This window comes from Wolbachia endosymbiont (group A) of Gymnosoma rotundatum, from assembly GCF_947250765.1.
In the GTDB taxonomy this organism is placed as follows: Bacteria; Pseudomonadota; Alphaproteobacteria; order Rickettsiales; family Anaplasmataceae; genus Wolbachia; species Wolbachia pipientis.
This window is the reverse complement of the sequence record NZ_OX366347.1, coordinates 196,334-218,627: the sequence shown is the minus strand read 5'-3', so window position 1 is coordinate 218,627 and position 22,294 is coordinate 196,334. Positions and strand designations below refer to the sequence as shown.

At 34.1% G+C, this 22,294-nt stretch carries 22 protein-coding genes and 2 pseudogenes; 11 read left to right on the top strand and 13 right to left on the bottom strand.

The features are described from left to right. Positions 1-81: 81 nt before the first annotated feature. Positions 82-306: pseudogene (locus OOK97_RS01065) on the top strand (tRNA pseudouridine(55) synthase TruB); the annotation flags it as partial. Between the two features lie 47 nt (positions 307-353). Here OOK97_RS01065 and OOK97_RS01060 read toward each other — a convergent pair. Next, the gene (locus tag OOK97_RS01060; protein ID WP_253303449.1) at positions 354-1,310 is read right to left on the bottom strand and encodes an IS5 family transposase; all 957 of its coding nucleotides are present in this window, start codon (positions 1,308-1,310) and stop codon (positions 354-356) included. Between the two features lie 41 nt (positions 1,311-1,351). On the opposite strand from OOK97_RS01060, the gene OOK97_RS01055 reads away from it, so the two are divergent. The 5 genes from OOK97_RS01055 (at position 1,352) to OOK97_RS01035 (ending at position 4,575) form a co-directional block, all read left to right on the top strand. Beyond that, positions 1,352-1,501 carry a hypothetical protein gene (locus OOK97_RS01055; protein WP_264339207.1) on the top strand — a complete coding sequence of 50 codons (150 nt, stop codon included), beginning with the start codon at positions 1,352-1,354 and terminating at the stop codon, positions 1,499-1,501. 51 nt (positions 1,502-1,552) lie between these two features. Continuing rightward, entirely contained in the window at positions 1,553-2,140 is a 588-nt protein-coding gene (locus OOK97_RS01050; RefSeq protein WP_264705419.1) for an L-threonylcarbamoyladenylate synthase, read from the top strand. 17 nt (positions 2,141-2,157) lie between these two features. Then, complete coding sequence (locus OOK97_RS01045; RefSeq protein WP_264705418.1) at positions 2,158-2,979, top strand: AAA family ATPase; 822 nt, start codon at positions 2,158-2,160, stop codon at positions 2,977-2,979. A 73-nt stretch (positions 2,980-3,052) separates the two neighbouring features. Next, positions 3,053-3,847: a hypothetical protein gene (locus OOK97_RS01040; RefSeq protein ID WP_022626354.1), complete on the top strand. Its 795-nt coding sequence runs from the start codon at positions 3,053-3,055 to the stop codon at positions 3,845-3,847. 68 nt (positions 3,848-3,915) lie between these two features. After that, on the top strand, positions 3,916-4,575 hold the full coding sequence (locus OOK97_RS01035; protein ID WP_264705417.1) for a conjugal transfer protein TraJ: 660 nt from the start codon (positions 3,916-3,918) through the stop codon (positions 4,573-4,575). Between the two features lie 6 nt (positions 4,576-4,581). On the opposite strand, the gene OOK97_RS01030 is transcribed toward OOK97_RS01035, so the two are convergent. From OOK97_RS01030 to OOK97_RS01010, 5 genes are all read right to left on the bottom strand, one after another. Beyond that, positions 4,582-6,063, bottom strand: a complete 1,482-nt coding sequence (locus tag OOK97_RS01030; protein WP_182320759.1) for a proton-conducting transporter transmembrane domain-containing protein — start codon at positions 6,061-6,063, stop codon at positions 4,582-4,584. Positions 6,064-6,399: 336 nt separating this feature from the next. Beyond that, positions 6,400-6,771 carry a holo-[acyl-carrier-protein] synthase gene (locus OOK97_RS01025; RefSeq protein ID WP_182320717.1) on the bottom strand — a complete coding sequence of 124 codons (372 nt, stop codon included), beginning with the start codon at positions 6,769-6,771 and terminating at the stop codon, positions 6,400-6,402. Then, a complete protein-coding gene (gene proS / locus OOK97_RS01020; RefSeq protein ID WP_264705415.1) occupies positions 6,768-8,036 on the bottom strand; it encodes a proline--tRNA ligase in 1,269 nt (422 codons plus the stop codon). The genes OOK97_RS01025 and proS overlap by 4 nt, the downstream gene beginning before the upstream one ends. Positions 8,037-8,138: 102 nt before the next feature. Next, entirely contained in the window at positions 8,139-9,350 is a 1,212-nt protein-coding gene (locus OOK97_RS01015; RefSeq protein ID WP_264705414.1) for a hypothetical protein, read from the bottom strand. Between the two features lie 412 nt (positions 9,351-9,762). After that, positions 9,763-9,927 carry a hypothetical protein gene (locus OOK97_RS01010; RefSeq protein WP_162829040.1) on the bottom strand — a complete coding sequence of 55 codons (165 nt, stop codon included), beginning with the start codon at positions 9,925-9,927 and terminating at the stop codon, positions 9,763-9,765. Positions 9,928-10,108: 181 nt separating this feature from the next. On the opposite strand from OOK97_RS01010, the pseudogene OOK97_RS01005 reads away from it, so the two are divergent. The 3 genes and pseudogenes from OOK97_RS01005 to OOK97_RS00995 all read left to right on the top strand — a co-directional run bounded on the left by OOK97_RS01005 (position 10,109) and on the right by OOK97_RS00995 (position 13,095). Continuing rightward, positions 10,109-11,364: pseudogene (locus OOK97_RS01005) on the top strand (IS4 family transposase). A 440-nt stretch (positions 11,365-11,804) separates the two neighbouring features. After that, entirely contained in the window at positions 11,805-12,332 is a 528-nt protein-coding gene (locus OOK97_RS01000) for a c-type cytochrome (RefSeq protein ID WP_015589210.1), read from the top strand. Position 12,333: 1 nt separating this feature from the next. Next, positions 12,334-13,095 carry an alpha/beta hydrolase gene (locus OOK97_RS00995; protein ID WP_012673268.1) on the top strand — a complete coding sequence of 254 codons (762 nt, stop codon included), beginning with the start codon at positions 12,334-12,336 and terminating at the stop codon, positions 13,093-13,095. 175 nt (positions 13,096-13,270) lie between these two features. Here the strand turns inward: OOK97_RS00995 and trpS are convergent, their stop codons facing one another. The 5 genes from trpS to OOK97_RS00970 form a co-directional block, all read right to left on the bottom strand. Continuing rightward, the gene (trpS, locus tag OOK97_RS00990; protein ID WP_182320709.1) at positions 13,271-14,269 is read right to left on the bottom strand and encodes a tryptophan--tRNA ligase; all 999 of its coding nucleotides are present in this window, start codon (positions 14,267-14,269) and stop codon (positions 13,271-13,273) included. 17 nt (positions 14,270-14,286) lie between these two features. After that, positions 14,287-14,856, bottom strand: coding sequence for a nucleotide exchange factor GrpE (locus tag OOK97_RS00985; RefSeq protein WP_012673267.1), 570 nt, complete (start codon positions 14,854-14,856; stop codon positions 14,287-14,289). A gap of 61 nt (positions 14,857-14,917) precedes the next feature. Continuing rightward, positions 14,918-15,904: a polyprenyl synthetase family protein gene (locus tag OOK97_RS00980; protein WP_264705412.1), complete on the bottom strand. Its 987-nt coding sequence runs from the start codon at positions 15,902-15,904 to the stop codon at positions 14,918-14,920. 10 nt (positions 15,905-15,914) lie between these two features. Then, the gene (rpsP, locus tag OOK97_RS00975) at positions 15,915-16,235 is read right to left on the bottom strand and encodes a 30S ribosomal protein S16 (RefSeq protein WP_006279266.1); all 321 of its coding nucleotides are present in this window, start codon (positions 16,233-16,235) and stop codon (positions 15,915-15,917) included. Positions 16,236-16,636: 401 nt separating this feature from the next. Next, positions 16,637-18,445: a peptidylprolyl isomerase gene (locus OOK97_RS00970; RefSeq protein WP_236514542.1), complete on the bottom strand. Its 1,809-nt coding sequence runs from the start codon at positions 18,443-18,445 to the stop codon at positions 16,637-16,639. Positions 18,446-18,776: 331 nt separating this feature from the next. On the opposite strand from OOK97_RS00970, the gene OOK97_RS00965 reads away from it, so the two are divergent. Both OOK97_RS00965 and rho read left to right on the top strand, forming a co-directional pair. After that, positions 18,777-19,379, top strand: a complete 603-nt coding sequence (locus OOK97_RS00965; protein WP_274979679.1) for a cell cycle transcriptional regulator TrcR — start codon at positions 18,777-18,779, stop codon at positions 19,377-19,379. Between the two features lie 199 nt (positions 19,380-19,578). Continuing rightward, positions 19,579-20,982, top strand: a complete 1,404-nt coding sequence (rho, locus tag OOK97_RS00960; protein ID WP_007549497.1) for a transcription termination factor Rho — start codon at positions 19,579-19,581, stop codon at positions 20,980-20,982. Positions 20,983-21,148: 166 nt separating this feature from the next. Here the strand turns inward: rho and OOK97_RS00955 are convergent, their stop codons facing one another. Both OOK97_RS00955 and OOK97_RS00950 read right to left on the bottom strand, forming a co-directional pair. After that, positions 21,149-21,625 carry an RDD family protein gene (locus OOK97_RS00955; protein ID WP_006279800.1) on the bottom strand — a complete coding sequence of 159 codons (477 nt, stop codon included), beginning with the start codon at positions 21,623-21,625 and terminating at the stop codon, positions 21,149-21,151. 22 nt (positions 21,626-21,647) lie between these two features. Then, complete coding sequence (locus tag OOK97_RS00950) at positions 21,648-22,184, bottom strand: RDD family protein (RefSeq protein ID WP_006279799.1); 537 nt, start codon at positions 22,182-22,184, stop codon at positions 21,648-21,650. Positions 22,185-22,294 lie beyond the last annotated feature (110 nt).

Sequence of the window (22,294 nt, the reverse complement as noted above, 5' to 3'; positions counted from 1 at the left end):
TTTTATACCCTCAATATTTGCAAACTCTAATATTGTAATACTTTATTTATAAGTACATTTATATTTGTGGGTAATAGTAAGATAAATAATAGTGCAAATTTTTCTATGATATGCGGTAGTGGTGTATATGTAAGATCAATTGCTCGTGATCTTGGAATTGCATTAAATTGTTTTGGACACATTACAAAATTAAGAAGAACTATGGTAGGTGACTTTAGAGAAAATGAATCAGTGACAATTGAGCAACTTACTAAAAAAAACACAACAACTTACTCTCCGATGTCATCCCAGTGCTTGACACTGGGATGGCTTTGTTGCATCGCTCTTCGGATAGTAGGTAACGTACAATAAATTCATGAAGCTATCTCAAACTTAGCCATGCCTATTTCAGTAAATTTGTTAAGCAAATAACACTTGAGTAGCAGTTCCTTCTCACGATTAATCTCAGATTTGCTCCTAAAACTAAACCCAAATATTCGCTTCAACCTTGAGAAAAATCCTTCAATATACGATCTTTTTCCGTAATTTACTTCTTCTTTCCATCTTTTTATACCATTCTCACCATGTAATTTCATTAACTGAATAGCGGCATTTCTATCAAGCATATAATCCAATTTTGGATGCTCTGCTGCGTTGTTTTTCGGAGGAATTTTCGTTTTTATACCATATTGATTACACAGCTTATAGAGCTTTTCTCTGTCATATGCCCTATCTGCATATAGTACTTTTATGACATACTGAAAATCGACTTCTTTTAGCAAATCACAAGCTCCATAGTGATCAGAGTAGACACCGTTACTGTATTTTACAGCTATGGCTTTTTTGCTGTTTGTATTCAACATTACATGCAATTTTCTTGTCTGTTCATAGCTGCGATACTTTCTATCTTCGCTATTTTCTTTGCTATGACCAGGAGTGTTGTTGTATATACTAATTCCTGTACTGTCTATAGTAATTTCGATATCTTCCATATTATTTTTATCAATTCTGCAATCATTGATCTTAATATTGAGTTTCTTAAACCTTCTTGATGATTGTGAATAGCTGATAACTTGCAAATTTTTCCCAATTTGCTCAAGGTATCCTGCTATAAACCCAACTGTTTGCCTCAGGCCTATTCTAAATAAACAAGTTATTATGTGCACCAAAATTACAACTTTATCGCTATAAATATTGTTGCCACCTGGTATTTTTGGACCATTCTCGTACCACTTTTCTATGGCTTCGTTGATATAATGAAAAATATTTCCTCTTTTTTCTAGAAATTTGTTATATTCGCTATGGTTACTGACCCTCATTTTTTGTGGCATATTTTTTCTTTCAAGGTTAAATGGCTATTTTATAATGAATTTTGTCAGTAGCCACCAGATTTTTTCAGTTGCTATGCAACAAAGCCATCCCAGTGTCAAGCACTGGGATGACACCATTTGTTGTAAACTCACTTTTACTCTATGGTCTTGCCGCTATCCTGAACGGATACAAACTAGCAGTTACTATATAAGATACAATGCAACAAAACTGATCTAGTTGTTATAAATAAGTTTTGAGCTATATGGTATCTAAAATAATAAATGCAATACAGAACAACTTGTTAGTGTGTTTTCCAACAGAAACAGTGTATGCTCTTGCTTGTAATGCACTAGATAATGAATCTATAGGAAAAATATATCAGATAAAGAAACGCTCTCAAAATAAGCCACTGTCTATATTTGTTAGTGATATTTGCAGCTTGATGAGAATAGCAAAGCTAGAGAAAAAGTATATTGGTTTAGTAAATCACTTTTCTCCTGGACCAATTACCTACATTTTACCACTTAAAAACAACAACATATTGCCAAACGAATTCTTTAAAGATAGTATAGGCATCAGAATCCCTAAGCATCCTATTGCAATTTCAATATTAAATAAACTGAAAGTTCCAATAGTTGCAACTAGTATAAATATTTCAGGAGAAAAAAGTGTATGTAAGGCAAACGATATACCACAATCCATTAAGCAACATTTATCTGCAGTGATTGAAGATGACGAATTAGTTTCTGGTATAGAATCTACTATTATTGACTTAACCGAAGATAAGATTAAGGTTTTAAGGGAAGGTGCAATTTTATTACAAACAGTAAACAATACATTTTCAAACTAAGATCTATAGGAGAAAGAATGAAAAAAGTAATAGGCCACAACCAAGCCAAAAAAAAAATAATGAACAACTTATCTGTTCAGTCTTGGCTGATCTGTGGTAAAAAAGGTATAGGAAAAGCAACACTTGCAAAATCCTTCTCCAATTGGTTACTCATAAAAAACTATAATGAAGTAGCATTGGACTTACACATTGTTGAAGGTGATACTATCGGAATAGAAAAAGTCAGAGAAATGAAAAACTTTCTACACTTAAGTCCCATTCAATCAGAACACAAAATAGCTATAATAGATAGCTTAGAGGCAATGACTAATAACGCTAAAAACGCAATATTGAAAATATTAGAAGAGCCGCCAAAAAATTCTAAGATATTTATAATTAGCCATAAGCCATATGATATACAAACCACTATCTTGTGTAGGTGCTTTCAGCTAAATTTACTCCCATTAACTTATGATGAAACAAAGCAAGTTGCTTCATCTCAATGTAAGTTTGATGGTCAAACGTTTGATGAAATGATCACTTTATTTCCTGGAATGCCAGGAATGATAATAAATGCAATAAGTAGTGATGCTTATGAAGCATACAAATGCTTTTATAAATTTCTTCATGATTTAAAGAATCCCAATATGATTAATAAAGTAATTAATAGCGAAATCGAACTAGAACTAGCATCATATATAATTCAGGCCTTCATTTTAGAAAGCATAAAGAGAGAGGTAAATGGTGTTGAAATTCTGCTAAGTCAGTGGAAAAAAATAGATGAACTTTTCGTTGTTGCTAAGCAACTTCACTTAGATAAAAAGCATGTTTTAGCTAATGTAGTTAATATCATGACATAAGTTTACGAAGTATAATACTTTTAACATAAATTCATGATAAAATTCTGTTAATTTAATACTCGAAGTATATAATTTGACTGATAATAAATTAACTGTATGGCAATCAATAGAAGTTTTGACGAAAGCCATATTGAACATGCAGAAAAAATTAAGCTTAATTAAGAATATAGCTTCAGATCAAGACATAACCCTAGAAAAAGGAAAGGAGTTGTTAAGTGGCATTTATGAAGCAAATTTTAAGCTAAACAAGACAATCAATATAGCTACTTTGCCAAAAATTGGCTATCATATGCTAAATGGTGAGCTTGTTGTACGTAATCATATTACGGAAGAGGAAGTAAAGATTCCTGGAGATTTTCATTACCTTAAAGTCGTAAAATCCGATCATGATAATTATAAATTAACGTTTTGTAATTTTTTAGGTAATGAGTTTTTTGAATATAAAAAGTATGATCCACAATATTCTGGTATTTCAGATGAATATAAATTTGTGGATTTTGGTAGTGTAAAAAAGACTCATAATCTAAAATTTAAGGAATACATTGGTCATGCACCTAAATTTTTTGCTGCAGAAGGGCCTATTGAGCCTGGATCCCAAAACCATGTAATTGATCTATTTGAGCTAGTCAAAAGTGGTAAAGGTAGAAAAGTGGGAACCTTTGCTGATGAATTTGGTTATTTTGATGATCAAAATAAATTACATTATTATAATTATCACAAAAGTGTAGAAAGTAATACTTATGATCCTGAAAATTTCAGTGTAAAAATGATAAATATAGATGTGAGCAAAATCGATAAATTCTACCTCATTGCAGAACAAGGTGATATAATCATTCATCCTATTTGGGAAAATTTAGACATATTTTAAAGTTTTTTTTAGAGTATCTAAGCTTATTGTTATTATAATGATCCGATTAGGTCTGGTAGTATTGTGTTATGGAAGATAAATTGCTTGAATCAGTAAAAAACAAAAGTTATTTCAGTAAAGCAGTCGAATGGTACTGCCATAGGTATCTGTTTTGTGTGGCAGAAAGATCTTGGATGGCATTAATAGTATCGCTTCTCCTAGTATGCTTATGTTTATTAACATTAAACATATACCTGTTATTTCCTATTAAAAAAGATTTAAATTTTGTGAAGTATATGAACCACACAGAAGATGAGTTCTCTGCAATGCATAAGCTTAGTTTCAGTAAAAAGGAAGATGAATACACTTCCACAGCGAGGTACTTAATAAGTAAATACATTGAAATATACGAGTCCATTAAGATCGTTGAACCGAAGTACCAAGAAAATTTTATAAGAAATAATTCTATACATAAAATCTATCAAGGCTTTCAGGAAAAAACGAACAATGAAGCTGTTTCATCCAAAAGAAAAATTGCCAACATAAATGTAATAACATTATCTATTGATCGATCGACCAAGGACTTAGTTACATTTGCTGGAAATGCTACTGTAGTTTTTGCAACCGAGCAAAATAAGGAGGTGAAAAATCAGGCTGTTGAGATTAGCTTCACTTTGTCGAATATAAAAGCAACTCTGGCTGGTATAATACCATTTAAATTTATTGTTAATGGTTATAAATACAGATAATCACATTTAAAATATTACTTGGTAGCTAAAAAAAATAACCAAAGTGCACATAGCAGTAATAACTGGAGGTAAAACTAGAAGAATTGGCGTTTTTTTAATGAAGTAATTCTGAGAAGGTTTTAAGAAAAAGGCATTGTAAATCATCGGTAAAAAGTACAGAGCGTTGAGTATAGTACTAACAATTAACACTAGAGTTACAAACACAGAAAGTATTACATTGCCAGAGTTGAAAACAGCTTGAAAAATGAGAAATTTACCCCAAAAAGTTGGAGCAGGCGGCACCCCTATCATAGACAACGCACCTATAGCAAATGCTGTCATGCTAATTGGCATACTGCGTCCTATACCGTAAATCTTATCTATATATTTCTCACCTGCTCTCGTTATTATTGCTCCGGCAACGAAAAACAAAGTGATTTTTGCAAATGCGTGGCAAACTAATTGAAAAATTGCAACCCTCATGCTGAGCTCACTAAAAATTGAAGCGAACAATATAATATATGACAATTGAGAGATGGTAGAGTAAGCAAGCAATTTCTTTAATTCTTTTTGCTTTAGTGCAATCAATGATGCAGTAATAATAGTAAATCCAGCAGCGTACGGAAGCCACCCTCCAGCAAACCAATTTTGCTGCACAAAACGTTGCATGTTATCGACGCCAAAAGTGTATAATATAACTTTTATGATGATGAAAACTCCGGATTTCACAACAGCAACAGCATGCAGTAGTGCACTCACAGGAGTTGGTGCAACCATTGCTTTTGGTAACCAAAAATGCATTGGCATTAATGCAGCTTTTCCTATTCCGTAAATTAGCATAGCAAAACACACTGCAATAAAAGTGATGAGTGAAGTATCAAATTTGAATATTCCACCACTTACAAAGTCTAAAGTATGAAATTCATTATATAAAAGGCCTATTGCAGGAAAAAATAATACCAAAGAAGAGAAAAATAGCACGCCAAAGTAATAGCGTCCTGCAATCATTGATTCATTTGTTGAGTTGTAAGTAACCAGAGGGTATGTACTAATAGTTAGAAGCTCATAAAAGACAAATGTAGTGAGCAAATCTCCAGAAAAAGCAATAAACATTGCACAGCTAATCGATATTGAAAAAAAGCATAGAAAACTTGAGTGATTGCTATCAGCATAGTTATTCTGCATATAACATATTGCATATATACTGGTTAGTATCCATAAAAACGATATCAATAAACTGAATATTACTCCGGTAGACTCTAGCTTTAAACTAATGTGCAAATTATTACCAAAATCCATGAGGATAAATTGAGAATGATCACCATACACCCAATATAAAGTGCACAGACACGTATACGCAAATAGAAGTAGAGAAGAAGTGACAGTAATACTATTGTTCACTCTGGGCCATTTACCAGTAAAAAAAATAGCTAACGCACTTAAAAGTGGAATCAACGCAGTAATTAATAAATAATTCTCAGTAATAAAAAATGGTAAGGAAAGATACATTAACATTAAATTTTTTGTTTAGGTAAAGTTAGAATTATACTCAAATCATAGAAAAACCGCTATGTTTTTTTAGTTATTTGTGTATGCTATAGCTATACTGCGATTCATTCCACAACTGTACGAACATTTGTTTTTGTTAAACACAACAAAGATGTCATCCCAGTCTGGGATCCAGGAAAGTTTGCTTGTGAGCAAGCAAACTAGCATAGAAAAACGTTTTCGATGAGATTGCAGAAACCAGTGTCTGGGCACTGGAATGACACCATTTGCTGTGCAAGTTTACCTTTAAAAATGAATGTTCATACAGTAAGCCATAAGATGACAAAAGAGTAAACTTTATCTGTGTGAGCTATAGACGCAAATTATAACAAATGCAGTAGCGTAATCTCCATCGTCACTCAGAGAAAGATGAATTTTGGAGATAAAATCCTTGCTAACGGTAAGATATGGCTTGCCTCTTACATCATTGTATATTTCTATATCTTTCATTATAATACCCTGACCACTACCTCGTGCTTTAACAAAAGCCTCCTTTGCTGCAAAGCGTTTAGCAAAATACCTTGCTCGCATTTCTTGACTATTATACTTTCTACTTAGCTCTATTTCTTTTTCAGTGTAGATTCTATTGAGAAATTTTTCCCCGTATTTTTGTAATATCCTCGATACTCTTGGTATATATACTATGTCAGTGCCGATACCGTGTATCATTTTGTGCTAAAGTGATTTATTGCTTCTTCAATCTGCATTTCCTTTACCTCTCCAGTTGCTCTATTTTTTACTTCAACTATCTTTTCATCTATTGCCTTTTTTCCGACAATTATTTGCCACGGCAAGCCTATCAGATCCATTCTAGAAAATTTTACTCCTACACTCCCTTCCGTATCATCGTAAAGCACTTCATCGCTTTTCAAAGCTTTATATATTTTATCTGCAGCCTCCGTTACTTTCGGTTGTAAATTGATTAAACCAATTCTGAAAGGAGCTACCGATTCTGGCCAGATAATTCCTTTATCATCATGAAAAGCTTCTATTATTGCACCAACAAGTCTTGAAACCCCAATGCCATACGAACCCATATGTATATTGACATTTTTTCCATCTTGAGAAGTAACACTTGCCTTCATAGGCTTCGAATATTTATCACCAAAATAAAAAATATGCCCTATTTCAATACCCTTACTAACATTTAACTGTTCTTGTGATATAGGGCAAGTCTCAGGATCATGCATATCATCTGCAACTGCATATATACTCTTTAAACTTTCAATATCTTCACTCTCTAGTAGTTCAGAAAATTTATTGTCATAATATAAAGTGCTCTCACCAGTGTTTGCCAATATATGAAACTCGTGGCTCAAATTTCCTCCAATTGGCCCCGTATCAGCTCGAACTCCAATTGGAGTAAATCCCATGCGTTTGAAGATTTTTATGTAAGTTTTGTACATCAAATTATATGAATTCAGTGCACCTTCGTAATCTACATCAAAACTGTATGCATCCTTCATCAAAAATTCCCTGCCCCTCATAACACCATAACGTGGTCTTACCTCATCACGGAATTTCCATTGAATTTGGTATAAACAAAGTGGCAAATCTTTGTAACTTTTTACCACATCTCTAATTAAATCAGTTGCTATCTCCTCATGCGTTGGACCAAAAAGCATATCTTCCTCATGCCTATCCTTTATGCGTAGCATTTCCTTACCGTAATCATCGTAACGCCCTGATTCTCGCCAAAGACTTGCTGGTTGCACACAAGGCATTAATGCTTCAATAGCACCGGATTTGTTCATTTCATCTCTGATAATATCTTCAATATTCTTAAGCACTGAGAGACCAAGTGGTAACCACGTATAGATGCCAGATGCTATCTGCTTTATTAAACCTGCACGCAAAGAATATTGATGGGAGATAATTTTAGCATGGGCAGGCTTTTCCTTTAGAGTTGGCAGGTAATATTTGGATAAACGCATATAATAGATCTGATTGTATTAAGTAATCTTAATACAATCAGACCTGTAGGTAAACTTATTTTGAAAAGGAAGGAAAGTGCATGGCTGACCATTTCATAGTTATCATAGTCCTTGTACAACATTTTCCTTTTGGTATCGCAACGCTTTTCCACCAAACTGTGCTATGCGATCCTCAACAGAAAGAGGAGGTGAATCTTGCACCTCATTATCCACTGAGTCAACATTATTTACTTGTGGTGAATCAACACACGAACTTGGCGGTACCGGTGACTCCTCTGTTTCTTGTTCAGGATGTATCGGAGATGTGGCTCTAGATCCTATACCACTGTCAAGACCCCCGCTTCCTTCTTCCTTGCTTGATGGGGAATTTGTGTGTTTTGTCTGCTCCTCTTTTTCCTGCTCTATCTCTTTCTGTTTGTCTTTGCTTTCATCTGTAGTCCAATCTGAATCGCTAATAGAATCAGAATGCTCACTTTCACTATCTGAGAATTGCATGACTGCTACTCTCTCCTTAAGTCTCTTTGTCCAATCTGAATCATTATCATCCGACTTCTTTCTCTCTACTTGCTCCCTATCTATTCTTGCAGCAAACTCTTCTGGTGTTTCTTTTTTGTCAGTGCCCCCACTACTTTCTGATTTTGCTTTCAATTCATTTGTAAAATTTTGTTGCTGCCCACTCTTGTTGCTGCTCACTCTTTTTAACGTAGTACCTCCTCTTATCTGTTCAAACAGAGTAGAATGATTATTATTCTCAGGTTCACCAGCCTTCTTCGGTGCATCATTCTTAGGTTGCTCCGTACGCTTGGAAGCTGTAAAAAAATGCGGAGGCGGAGGTGGTAGTGCAGCATCTTGTGGCAATGGAGGAGGTGGCGGCGGTGGTACACTGACACTTGGATTTGGTTGTGTTCCAAACGTTACTGGAGGTGATTGAGGAGTAGGTACATTTGATTTATTCTCCAGATTAGTACAATTTTTACACACAAATTTTTGTGGTTCTTGAGATGGAGTATGGCCGAATTTCTGTCCATTAAGACCTACTTCTTTCTTATTATCATCTCTAGAAATAGCCAGTTTAACAAGATATGTCACTGAAATAAGTGCAACAACCGTAGAAACAGCAAAAATTGCTAAAGGAACTGCTGCAATAGGACCAGAACCAGAAACTGCTATAATAACATAAGGAAGATATTGACCAGATATGAAACTAAATATAGATAATAATGAAACAGCAATTAAAGGTTTCCATATAGTCTGCTTAGTTTTAGTAAGCTCCTGACTATCTTTTAGCAATGAAGAATTATTGGATATCATCATTTCTTTGCCTCACTTGTTAACGATAATCTAATAATAACCCAATTAATAATTTCTGTCAATAATTAATTATGAAAAACAAAGTTGCAATTTGAATAGATAAGCTATAAGTAATATACGACCAGCAATAGCCATACAATAGACTTCTTGTATAACCCACACTAAGTAGAAAAAAGGTGTCATCCAAGTAGCTGACACTGCTCTCCTTTGTCATTCCAGTGCTTGACACTGGAATGACACCGAAGGGGCTACTGCCGTCTTGGATGGAAACCAGTGTCAGAACTAGTTAACCATGGGGCTTCTTTTGCCTTTTTTTCCATTTGGTAAATTTCTTAAATATTTATGGCTAACATGAAGCTAAGTACGAACTTTGTTAAACATAACAAATGGTGCCATTCCAGTGCTCCTTTTTTTGTCATCCCAGTGCTTGACACTGGGATCCAGTTTTCCATATAATCTCATCGAAAATGTTGTAACCACTTTCTGTGCTAGTTTGCTTGCTTACAAGCAAACTTTCCTGGATCCCAGTGTCTGGGCACTGGGATGACATCATAGGGACACTGGGATTACACCCTGACAATCGTCATCCAGCTACTTGTTAGCGGCTAAGAGATACCGCGAATGAATCGCGGTATGACGGTTCGTGGCGGCATGACGATAACCTCGTCTCACTGCCATTAAGTTAAGGAAAAAAGATAGATTTTATGGGATAATGATGTATACCAATAAGTTTAAAGGTAGTATGAGTAAAAAAGGCAGTAATAAAATTTATTCAAAATGAATTGGCAAGTCTAGAATTTATAGAATCCCATAAATCATCTTCAAAAGATTTTATGAGAAAGAGGAAGTTATCTTTTATTGACATATTTATCTTAATTTTAAGAAAAAGTGTAAAGTCGCTGCAAGTAATACTAAACGAATTTATTTTATATAGGAAAAAAGACTATACCGTTACTGCTAGTGCTTTTAGTCAAGCAAGAAAAAAAATGAAACACAGTGCATTTTCAGAAATTAACGAAGGTGTGGTTTCCTTGTACTACCAAGACCAAAAATTTAAAACTTGTTTTGGCTTTAGAGTGTTAGCTCTTGATGCCTCCAAAATCATTTTACCAACAAGCGTTGAAATAAAAAATGAATTTGGCTCAAGAAAAATACGTAACCAAAAACCAAAAGATTTAGGTGATTATGCAAGTGCAACCTTTGCGGTTTGTGAAGATGTGCTAAATAATGTTGCCATAAGGTCAGTGTTAGATAGAGGTAACACTCATGAAATTAACTTAGCAGATGAAATGCTTAAAGTTGTAAATACTAATGACTTACTGATTTGTATATTTATCTTATAAATTTCTTTCTAGCCTTACAAAAAGAAAAATTGCTTATGTCATTCGATGTCCCAGATCATCTTTTAATGAAGTGAATGCTATGTTTGAAGAAAAAAGCCCATCTAGTGTTGAGGTTACCATATGTGCTCAGCGTAAGATAAAACAAGAAAATAGTGGAATAACGCTTCAAAGTGGTACTGCCATCTGGTGAAATTGAAGTGTTAGCTACATCATTAATGGATGAACAAAAGTTTCAAACTGGAGGATTTAAGGAGTTATATTTTTTACGCTGGGGAGTTGAGACATTTTTTGCAAAACTCAAAGGAAGACTAAGTCTAGAAAATTTTACAGGAAAAAGTGTTGAGTCTGTTAAACAGGATTTTTGGTCAGCTATCTTTATTAGCAACCTAGAAAGTGTTATGACAGAAGATGTAGAAGAAGCGTTGAATATGGACTTAACCGATGATAAGCTTAAGAGGAGCATTAACAAATCTGTCTCATTTAACGCGATCAAAAACTTGGCTTTCGACATTTTTGCTACGGAATCAGATACTGACTGCATTATGGATCAATTATCAAAGCTATTTTTGATGAACACTTTGGCGGTAAGAAAGGGAAGGAAAGTTGATCGTCATAAGGTACCTTATCTTCGTTCGTTCAATTACCAAAAAAGGGTTAGAAAACACATATTTTGACTAGAGGTAGTATTCATATCTTCTGATAATAACTGGGTAGCTTATTGCCATAGCTCCTGTAAAATGACTTCTAAACAAACTATTTCTTAAGTAATTTACACTTCAGAGTTTATCTGCTTTAAAGTTTACTCTATTCTGTTTCAGCATTTGTCATAAATCCTTAATTATTTCTGACTTTTTAGTTCAGTTTTTAACCATTCTTTCCTTAACTTAATGGCAGTGAACCTCGTCATCCCGCTACTTGTTAGCGGGATCTCTTGTTAGCGGCTGAGATACCGCGAATGAATCGCGGTATGACGGTTCGCGGCGGTATGGACGTAAGAAAACCTTTCTTGGGTCAGCTATAGAGACTCTCATCTTTAGCGAGCTTCAAGGTAATTGGTTGCTATTTGCGAAAATATTCGCATAATTTAAGTAACATTACTTAATAAAAATTAACTATGGAGCTTAATAAGATTGCAGCATCGATTTTACTTTCTGGGCTAATCATTATGATAGTTAGTAATGTAGTTGATATGCTTTACAGTCCAGAAGAATATAAGATTGAACACCAAACGATAGTAGCTGCTGGCAGCAATGAGTTCCAGCAAAAAATCGAGCAAGTGGCGCTTGATATTGGAGCGCTCATGCAGAATGCTAGCTTTGAGAAAGGTAAATCAGCAGCAAAAAAATGTATAGCCTGCCATAGTTTTGAGAAAGGTGGAATGAATAAAGTAGGACCAAACTTATGGAACATAGTTGGAAATAAAAAGGCCCATCTTGGTAACTCATTCAATTACTCAAAAGCAGTGCTTGACAGAGGTGGAAAATGGGGGTATGAGGAGCTATTTGCCTTTTTAAAGAACCCAAAAGCCTATATAAAAGGTACACGTATGGCATTTGCAGGTATTTCCAATCCACAAGAAATTGCAGATCTAGTTAGTTATTTGCATCAATTGAGTGATAGCCCGGTTGCTTTGCCAAAGTAGTATGGATTATTGTAAATTGTTTGATGGAAATAATGGTCACATAGCATATCGAAAGCTACAAGGAAAGAAAGCTTCTGTAGTTTTTTTCGGTGGATTTGCATCCAATATGGATGGAACTAAAGCAACTGCTATTTACAAATTTTGCCAAGAAAATGACGTAGCACTTGTGCTATTTGATTATTTTGGTCACGGTCATTCAAGTGGTAATTTTATTGATTACACGATAAGTGATTGGCAAAAAAATTGTGCTAAAGTAATGAGTGAATTAACTAGCGATAAACAAATAATTATAGGTTCAAGTATGGGAGGATGGCTGATGTTGCTCACTGCCCTTCAATTTCCAGAAAAAATTGCAGCACTAATTGGTATATCGTCTGCTCCCGATTTTACTGAAGATTTGATATTCAAGCAATTGTCAGGCAAGCAAAAAGAAGAACTAGATTCTAAAGGTGTAATAGATTTTACTTCAGAGCATTGTACATACAAAATAACTAAAAATTTGATCGAAGATGGCAGAAAGAACCTTCTTTTAAACAAAAAGACAATAGATATAAACTGTCCTGTGCGCTTGCTGCATAGCATTAATGATAAAGATGTTCCTTATCAAACTTCATTGAATTTAGCTGAAAAAATTAAGTCAACCGATGTTGAAGTACACTTAATAAAATCAGCAGAGCACAATATGTCTGACAATCATTCACTGGAAGTTTTATTTAAGACCATTAGAGAATTTTGTAACCAGACTGCATTCTGTGATTTTTAGCAAAACACGATTTTTCATTTGAGCTTTCTTCAACTTAAAATAAATACAGAAAATTGCTGCCTATAGCTAAACTGACTTAGATTTACCGACAATTTGAAAAACCGTCATCCCGCTACGTGTTAGCGGCTGAGATACCGCGGCGGTATGACGGTTCGCACCATCACACTTTGGAACCTTACAGATATTGAGCAAATCCAATAATATCCTTGATTTCTTTTATATTATGGGTTGCAATTTCTGCTGCTTTCTTTGTGCCTTTTTTTAATATTTCATGTAAATGGAATTGGTCTTTTAAAAGATCATTCATTTTCTCACGTATGGGAGATATAACACTGATAATTAAATCAGCTAACTCTTTTTTGAAGTGCTTCATGTCATGTTTGTTCACTTCTTCACATACTTTTTCCGCATTTACATTACTAAGCACTGAATAAATGTTTATCAAATTGCTTATTTCTGGTCGGCACTTTAAAGTAGCAAAGCCTAGAATTGAATCTGTTTTTGCTTTTTCTATTTTTTTGACAATTAAGTCATCCGTATCATCAAGGTTAATGCACGAATGTTCTGAAGGATCAGATTTACTCATCTTGCTTGTGCCATCCCTTAAGCTCATTATCCTTGATGTGCAATCCAAAGTTAAGATTTCAGGTACGATGAAATAATCCAGCTTATAATGATTGTTAAAAGCTGATGCAATATCACGTGCAAGCTCCAAATGCTGTTTTTGATCATCACCAACAGGAACGTATTTAGTTTGATACAACAATATATCTGCAGCCATAAGTACTGGATAACTATATAATCCAAGAGAGGCTTTTTGTTTATCGCTGCCAGCTTTATCTTTAAATTGAGTCATGCGATTAAGCCAACCAATTGGTGTATAGCATCCAAGCAGCCAGCCCAGTTCTGCATGACCACTAACTGTGGACTGACTAAAAATAATGGACTTTTCTGGATCTATTCCGCATGCAATATAAGCTGCTGCTGTTTTGAAAATATTACTTTTTAATTCACTTGCGGGAAGCTTATTTGCTGTGATTGCGTGTAGGTCGACAATACAAAAAAGAGATTTGTATTTATCCTGTAAGTCTATCCACTGTTTGATTGCACCAAGATAATTACCTAAATGTAGTACGCCACTTGGCTGGATACCTGAAAAGACAATACTTGTCATTATACATTTACCTCATGCTAATCGCTTCCACAATCAGCAGATTTCTTAGAAAGAATAACCATTGCAGGACGGAGCAACCTATTTTTGATAGTATAACCAGTTTGTAGTACTTCTACAATGGTGCCAGGCTTTTTTTCATTGTCTTCTCTTTCCACAACAGCTTGGTGTAAATTACTATCAAAAAGCTCACCAAGTGGATCTACTTCCTCTATTCCATGTTTTTTTAGATCATTTATAATTTTTTGATAAGCTACTTTAATCCCCTCATGAACAGGATCACCGTCTTTCAAAATTTCCATTACTCTTTTTAAATTGTCGCACGAGTCGATCATATCACGTGCAAGTTTTGTGACTGCGTAGTCACTTGCATCGCTAATTTGCTTTTGCATTATACGTTTGACGTTTTCATTATCTGCAACAGCACGGCGTAAATGATCTTCAAGCTGAACTGCACGTTCTTTTAATGTATTGAGATCTTCATTTAAATCATCAGTTTGCTTATGGTTATCACTTTGTTGGTCGTCACCTTTCTGCCTACTTACCATATCAGCAAACTTCTTCTTTTTCTCCTTACTGCTATCTGACATATCATTACCCTTAAGAATCTAATAAATATATAACAATTAATCTGAAAATATCAAGCGCCAGCTACATTCGTCTTTCTATGCTCGCATTTAAAAAGTTAATTAAAGTAGTTTTATAAAAAGAATCAGAAAAAGTACTAATATCATTTTGTGCCATATTAATGTAGTGTCTAGCTTTTTCCATAGAAAGCTGAATGGCATTATGGTGATTAATATAGTGTAATGCTTGGTTAAAATTGTGTCTAGCTGAAGAAAAGCATTTTTCCCAGAATGTTTGCTCTGCTGGACTGCCCTTTTCGTATGCTATAATAGCAGGTAAGGTGACTTTACCTTCGAAAAAGTCTTTTCCGACTTGTTTTCCAGAAGTGCCTTGATTAGCAGTATAATCGAGCATATCATCAACTATTTGAAATGCCATACCAAAATTAAAACCAAAATTCTTTAGCCTCTCTGTTTCGTCATTTGTTGCACCAGATACTGTTGATGCAGCTTCACAGCATGCAGAAAATAAAGATGCTGTCTTTTCTCCAATGATATCAAAATAATTTTCCCTGACTGTGTGGGGGTCAAAGCGTGCTGTCATCTGCTTTATTTCACCCTTCACAAGTAAATGCGATGCTTTAGATAAAATAGAGAGAATATTTAAATTTCCACACTCTATAAGCCATTTAAATGCTAGAGTCAACAATAGATCACCAACTAAAATGCTTGATTTATTTCCCCAAATCTTATTCGCTGTTTTAACTCCATGGCGTGCCTCACTTTCATCGAGCACATCATCATGAAGTAAAGTAGCATTGTGTATAAACTCTACCGATGCAGCAACGTTGATCCTATTCTCCCCAGAATAGTTTAGCATTTTACATATAATAAAAACTAGTTTAGGCCTTATTTTTTTTCCACCTGACCTAACAAGATGAGATATAATATCAGTAGCAAGCTTAGCATCTTCATCATTGACATTTTTGAAGACAAAGTCATTCATAGCTGACAAATCAGAAGATACAATATCGTCTAATTTATCGCTGTTTGTTAAATCAGTATTTAGCATTTTAAGAGACTTATGCCTCTTGCCCTTGTGCTTTCTCGTTCTCTACTTTCTTCTTTTCTGTTTTCTTTGGTTCTGTTTCTAAAGTTACTATGCCTTTTTTGATAAACCACAGTACTCTTTCAGTTGCCTGCGCGCCTACACTTAGCCAATGTTTTAATCTATCAGCTTTCACCACAACACGATTTTTATTGTCTTTTGGTAACATTGGATCATATTGTCCTATTTTCTCAATAAAACGCCCATCTCTTGGTGCTCGTGAATCAGCTACAACTATCCTATAAAAAGGGCGTTTCTTTGCGCCAAACCTCGCCAACCTTATTTTAACTGCCATGTTAACCTTTATTCATATATTAGCCACAATTTTATACAATGAGCCGTTTTAAGTCAAATGAATTATACAACTTTTGCACCTTATAATATAATTACCAATAATGTAGGGCAGTGCCGGGTGCACAGCTATACGAACATTCATTTGTGAAGGTAAATTGCACAGCAAATGGTGTCATTCCAGTGCTTGACACTGGAATCCAGCCTTTTTTTAATCATTAAAACGTTGTATTTTAACATAAAACGGCTACTTTTATGCTTACCAACTTAATAAAATTCCTGGATCCCAGTGTCTGGGCACTGGGATGACATCCTTTCTAGTGAAGATTGCTCTCAAATCGCAATGTTCGTACAGTTGTGTGTCTGGGCACTGGATGCGTTTGAAGCAACTTATAAGATTTTTGATTATATATCATCAAGTATAGCGTGATTAACTTCGACTTTATACTTTGATTCCAGATAGCTAATTAATTGCTCTTTTAGCGATATCATCACACGTTTTCCGGTGTCAAGCATGTTTAATTTGCCATTTGATGAATGCATTTCTTTTAGAACACCTATTATAATTTCATTATTGTATTGAATAGGATCTGTCACTGAACCAGTTGTTTTCATATTGAAAATCTCTTCTACAAAAGAAAAGGGGTAGTTTTGTTGATCCACTTTATTGCGGTGCATCTGCTGACCTTTAACTAATTCCACACCTTGAATTTCTTCCAAATCTGTTTTTTCTCTTAGTTGAACTGCAACCTCTTGCCCGAATTTAAACATTCTTTCTTTTATAAACTCACTACGCCAAAGCTCTACCGCTAATGCCTTGCCTTCTTCAAAACTTTGCAATTTGGGTGGAACGATATCGACGATTTTTACACTAACAACAGCGTCCCCAACGCCCTTAAAATAACCTTTCTGATCCTTTTCTCGCGAAAAAATGAAAGAAATCAAATCACCAGAATCTCCTACGTTATTACCGCTTTGATCTTTTCCACTCGCATCTACTGGACCAATAGTTTGTATAGGTAAATTATATTCACTCAATATTTCTTCAATTTCTGAACCATTGTATATCTTATAGTTCACTTGGTTTATGAAATCATTGACTCTTTCAAAAGACTTTTGGTTAGTTAGAACTGACTTTATGTCTTTTTTTAAATCAACTAAGTCTTCATCAGAGATTTGATGCGCACTTTCCACTTTTACTATGTGCCAACCAAAACTGCTTGCTAAAACTTCACTTACTTCACCTACTTTGAGAGCAAATACCTTCTCTCTCACGTCTTCTGGTAAAAAATCCTTAGTTATATTATTTACTCTAGTTTCCTCAAGTTTTGCTTTGCCAAACTCTTCTACTATCTGTTCAAAGCTTGTTTTACCCTCCTCAAATGCTCTTCTTGCTGTCTCAGCTTCTTCTTTGGTAGAAAATATTGCATTGAATATATCTCTTTGATTTTTAAGTTCTTGTTGTTCTATTATACCATCAACTTCTTCATCTGAGATCTTGATTTGATCTTCAAAATACTTTTGGCCTAGGGAAATATATTGCGCAGTTCGATACTCAGGATAATAAAAATGGGATTTATTTCTTTCGTACAAATCAAGTAAGGCTTGATCATCTGGTTCAGGAATGTTTGTAACTGCATCTTCAGTTATTTTAACAATATCAACTACTCTAGTTTGGTAGCGACTTTTGTATATCTGCTCATCAATTTTCTCGCCAAAAGTTACTGGATAATTATCTTTAAATAATGAAGTCATGAACATCATTGCAGGCAGGACTTTCTCTAGCTTTGCTATATACTCTTTCTCTGTCATATGCAGGTCATTTAGCGTTTCATAGAATTTATTTTTGTCAAATTCACCTTTATCATTTTGAAAGTATTTGGTGTTTTTAATATGGTTTTTTATAGATTCTTCTCCAACTGTCAACCCCAGCTCACTAGTTAGGTTAAACAATAGTTTTTGCTCTATAAGTGCGTTAAGCAAATCATATTTCAGCTTTTTTACTTGTTCTCTACTCGCATCAGATCCAGAAATTTGCTTTTCATAATTTTGATATAGTGATTTATACTCATCTGACGTTATAACTTCTTTTCCAACCCTAGCTACCTCTTCTTTTTCATCATCACCTGATAAAAGGTTGCCAATTCCCATGAAGATTAACAAGCAAGCTAAAAGGACAACGGTTACTTTAGTGAAAAAATTTTTAACATTCATTTTAAACCCAGTTAATTAATGATTAATTATAGAATAGTGATAATTTAATGCTTGTAAACCTGTTGCTTTATTAGCTAATATATATAATATTACAATATATTAACTTAAAATTTAACTCTCTAATCTTAAATAGGAACATATGTTTAACTGAGTTATACTATACCTTAGGAAGGGGAAATATTTTGTTTGAAATATGCTTAAAGGTAAGCGCATTTAATTAACTTAAGAGGTGGGAAGTGACAAACAAAAAGTTATTGAATGACAAAATTAATGCTTTTTTAGTTTTAATAGTTTATATTTTAGCTCTGTATAACAGTAAGGGATACTTTAAATGGGAGATGCTTTTTTGATGTCAATGGAATCTTCTAAGGGCAATAACGATAGAAATAAACAGTTTCTAGTGCAAATAGCTGCTTGGTTAGTAGACAACACTGGTTTAACTTTTAATCAAATAGCACAATGTTGCAGATTGGCCCTTGAAGAAGTACAAGACATAGCTGATGAGGAAATAGAAGTAGAAAAATATAACCCTATTATTTCTGGAATAATTACTGAAAAAGAAATCGATGATTGCAAAAAAAATTCAAATCGTGTACCAAATTTGATTATAAAAAATATAAAAAAAAGAAGTAAAGCGATTGGTAGCATTCTTGGCTTTGCCTCTACGGCAAGACGTAGAGATAAACCTGATGCGATTTATTATTTAGTAAAAAAATTTCCTATCTTGGACGATAACGTTATAGCTAAATTAATTAGTACAACAAATTACACAGTTGAGCAGGTAAGAGATGGATCTCATCATAACATGCAAAATATAAAACCCCAAGATCCTGTACTACTCGGCTTATGTAGTCAAGAAAATTTAGAAGCAGAAGTGGAAAAAGCAAAAGTAGAAGAGGAGAAGCAAGAAAGGTTAAAAAAATATAAAGAATAGCTATTGAAAATCCTCAAATTTTTGTGTTTTGTTAACATTAAATTAACTTGACTTGCTAGTGTTTATTAGTATAATGTAAGTAAAGTACGGGGTTTAATGATAATTAAGCTTAATACGCACTGAAACTAACTCAGCCTAATTTATTATCTTATAGTCACATTTTAGGTTAGTAAGCATCAATTAAAATTTTTGGAGGATTATGACAACAATCAATGAAGATGTTTTGGCAAAAGGAAAGGTTACAGCTCAACCTGAAAAAAGTGAGCAAATTTACAATAACGATACAGTAAAACAGATGGTCAATGAAGGTACTGAGAAAAACAGAAAAACATTAGATCTGAGCGAATTAAAAGAGAAAACAGCAGAAGAATTGTTAGAGTTAGCTGAAGAAAGAAAAATTTCAACTAACGGTAAAAGCAATGGTAGAATGCTAAAGCAGGAAATAATATTCAGCTTAATGAAAAAAATGAGTGAAGAAGGAGGCATAACCACAGGGAGTGGAATAGTGGAAATATTGCCTGATGGTTTTGGTTTCTTACGTTCAGCAAGTGCAAATTATGCCCCAAGTACCGATGATGTTTATATTTCTAACGGGCAAATAAAGAAGTTTAATTTACGTACAGGAGATATGGCATATGGAGAAATAAGGCCACCTGGTGATAAAGAGAGATATTTTACTTTAACTAAGGTTCAAAGTATAAACTCTACTGAAGTAAGTGAATTAAGAAAGTACGTCCATTTTGATAATTTGCTTCCTCTTTATCCTGAGGAAAGCATAGTACTTGAGTGTAATAATGGTGATGATAAAAAAGGCTTAAGCATGCGTGCTATAGATATAGTAGCTCCTCTTGGAAAAGGGCAAAGAGCGTTAGTAGTTGCTCCACCTCGCACAGGAAAAACTGTATTGCTTCAGCAAATGGCTAACTCTATAGCTATAAATCACCCTGAAGTAGAATTAATAGTGTTACTTATAGATGAAAGACCTGAAGAAGTAACAGATATGATACGTTCTGTAAAAGGTGAGGTAGTAAGTTCTACGTTCGATGAGCCTGCTTACCGTCACGTACAGCTTGCTGAAATAGTAATAGAAAAAGCTAAAAGAATGGTTGAGCATAAAAAAGATGTGGTAATTCTACTTGACAATATTACTAGACTTGCACGTGCTTATAATGCGGTTATTCCTTCGTCTGGGAAAGTTCTAACTGGTGGTGTAGATTCAAACGCACTGCAGAGACCAAAACGCTTTTTTGGAGCAGCTCGTAATATTGAGAATGGGGGTTCTTTAACTATAATCGCCACAGCTCTTATAGAGACTGGTTCAAAAATGGATGAAGTTATTTTTGAAGAGTTTAAAGGTACAGGAAATGCTGAGATCATACTTGATAGAAAACTTTCTGATAAACGTATATTTCCAGCTATTGATATTACAAAATCCGGAACAAGGAAGGAAGAGCTATTAGTTGATAAGGCTATACTAAATAAAATATGGGTGGTGCGTAGGATACTCAATCCTATGGGACCCGTTGAAGCAATGGAATTTTTACGTGACAAACTACTTTTAACAAAGAGCAATGCTGACTTTTTTAACTCCATGAATCACTAAAAGTAAGCCAGTTATGATGGATATGCTGAGCAAAAAGTAAAACGCTCTTATAGCTAAAATAATTTGGATTTACCAAAATATATTTATAGTTAAGTTGGCAATTTACCTTAAGTTAGCGCGTGACACTGGAATGACACCCTTGGTGGCAGACAGCTAAAGGAAAATATCAACTAGGTTTATAATCTATCACTACCGTGTTTGCAATTTTGTCGTGAAAAGCTTGTTTATGTTCATCACCTACTGCACATACTAAAACTAAGATTAGTATAGCTAAGAATAAAATGGGATTACAAAGTGATATGCAATAAATTATAAAAAGAGCTATAGTCCTTTTCATTGCTTGCATTGTAGTGATTGACTCAAATGTATCTTTGTCTTTTACGCGCATGCTAAATAACAAGTGTCCTGGAGTGCCGCCAAATTTTACTAGCATGAATATATGAAATATACATGGTATCATTAAAAATAAAGAAAATACAATCGTGGTGATTACAATTATTGCACCCATGATCCCTTGTATTGCGTGTGTAAGTGAGAAACCCACCGCCATTAAACCAAATGGTATTGCGATAAATAAAATACAATCAACTATAAATGCTAGAGTACGTCTTGTCATCGTTGAGTAGTTTACTTTTTTATCCATGTACTACCTATAAAGAAAAATATCAACTAGATTTATAGTCTATCACTACTGTTTTTGCAATTTTATCGTAAAAAGTCTGTTTGCGTTGATCAAATACTGCAAACAAAAATAAAATTAGCACAATTAAAAGATATAGAAAAGTATAACCATGATAATGCAGATGAAGCAAAAAGCGAAAAATAATCCAGATGCTTCCCTTAGAAATACATCTTATTGTTGCTTGCATAAGGGTAACATTTGTAAATGTATTAGCATCTTTAATATGCATACCACACAATAGTTTTCCTGGGGTACCACCAAGTTTTGTTACCATTAATATTTTGGATATTGTTAGTACTAATGTTGCGACCACTGTAGAAACTATAAATGGTATTTCTGTTGCTAGTTGTGCAAGTTCCTGAAAAGAGTCTTTATCTTGATCTTGTAATGATACGATGAATACACCATAGATAAAACCGAAGATAAAATGAGGGGAAAATATGATGAGGTCAAGTATTTCTGCTACAATACGCCTTGTAAATCCTACATAATTTACTTTAACATTTATTTCAGTATTCATAACCCCACCTATATTTCATAATATCATCATATAATATAAAAATACGTTATTAAATAACCGTAAATATACTAACTTGGGTAATATTAGCTACTTGTGCCACTCTATTATTT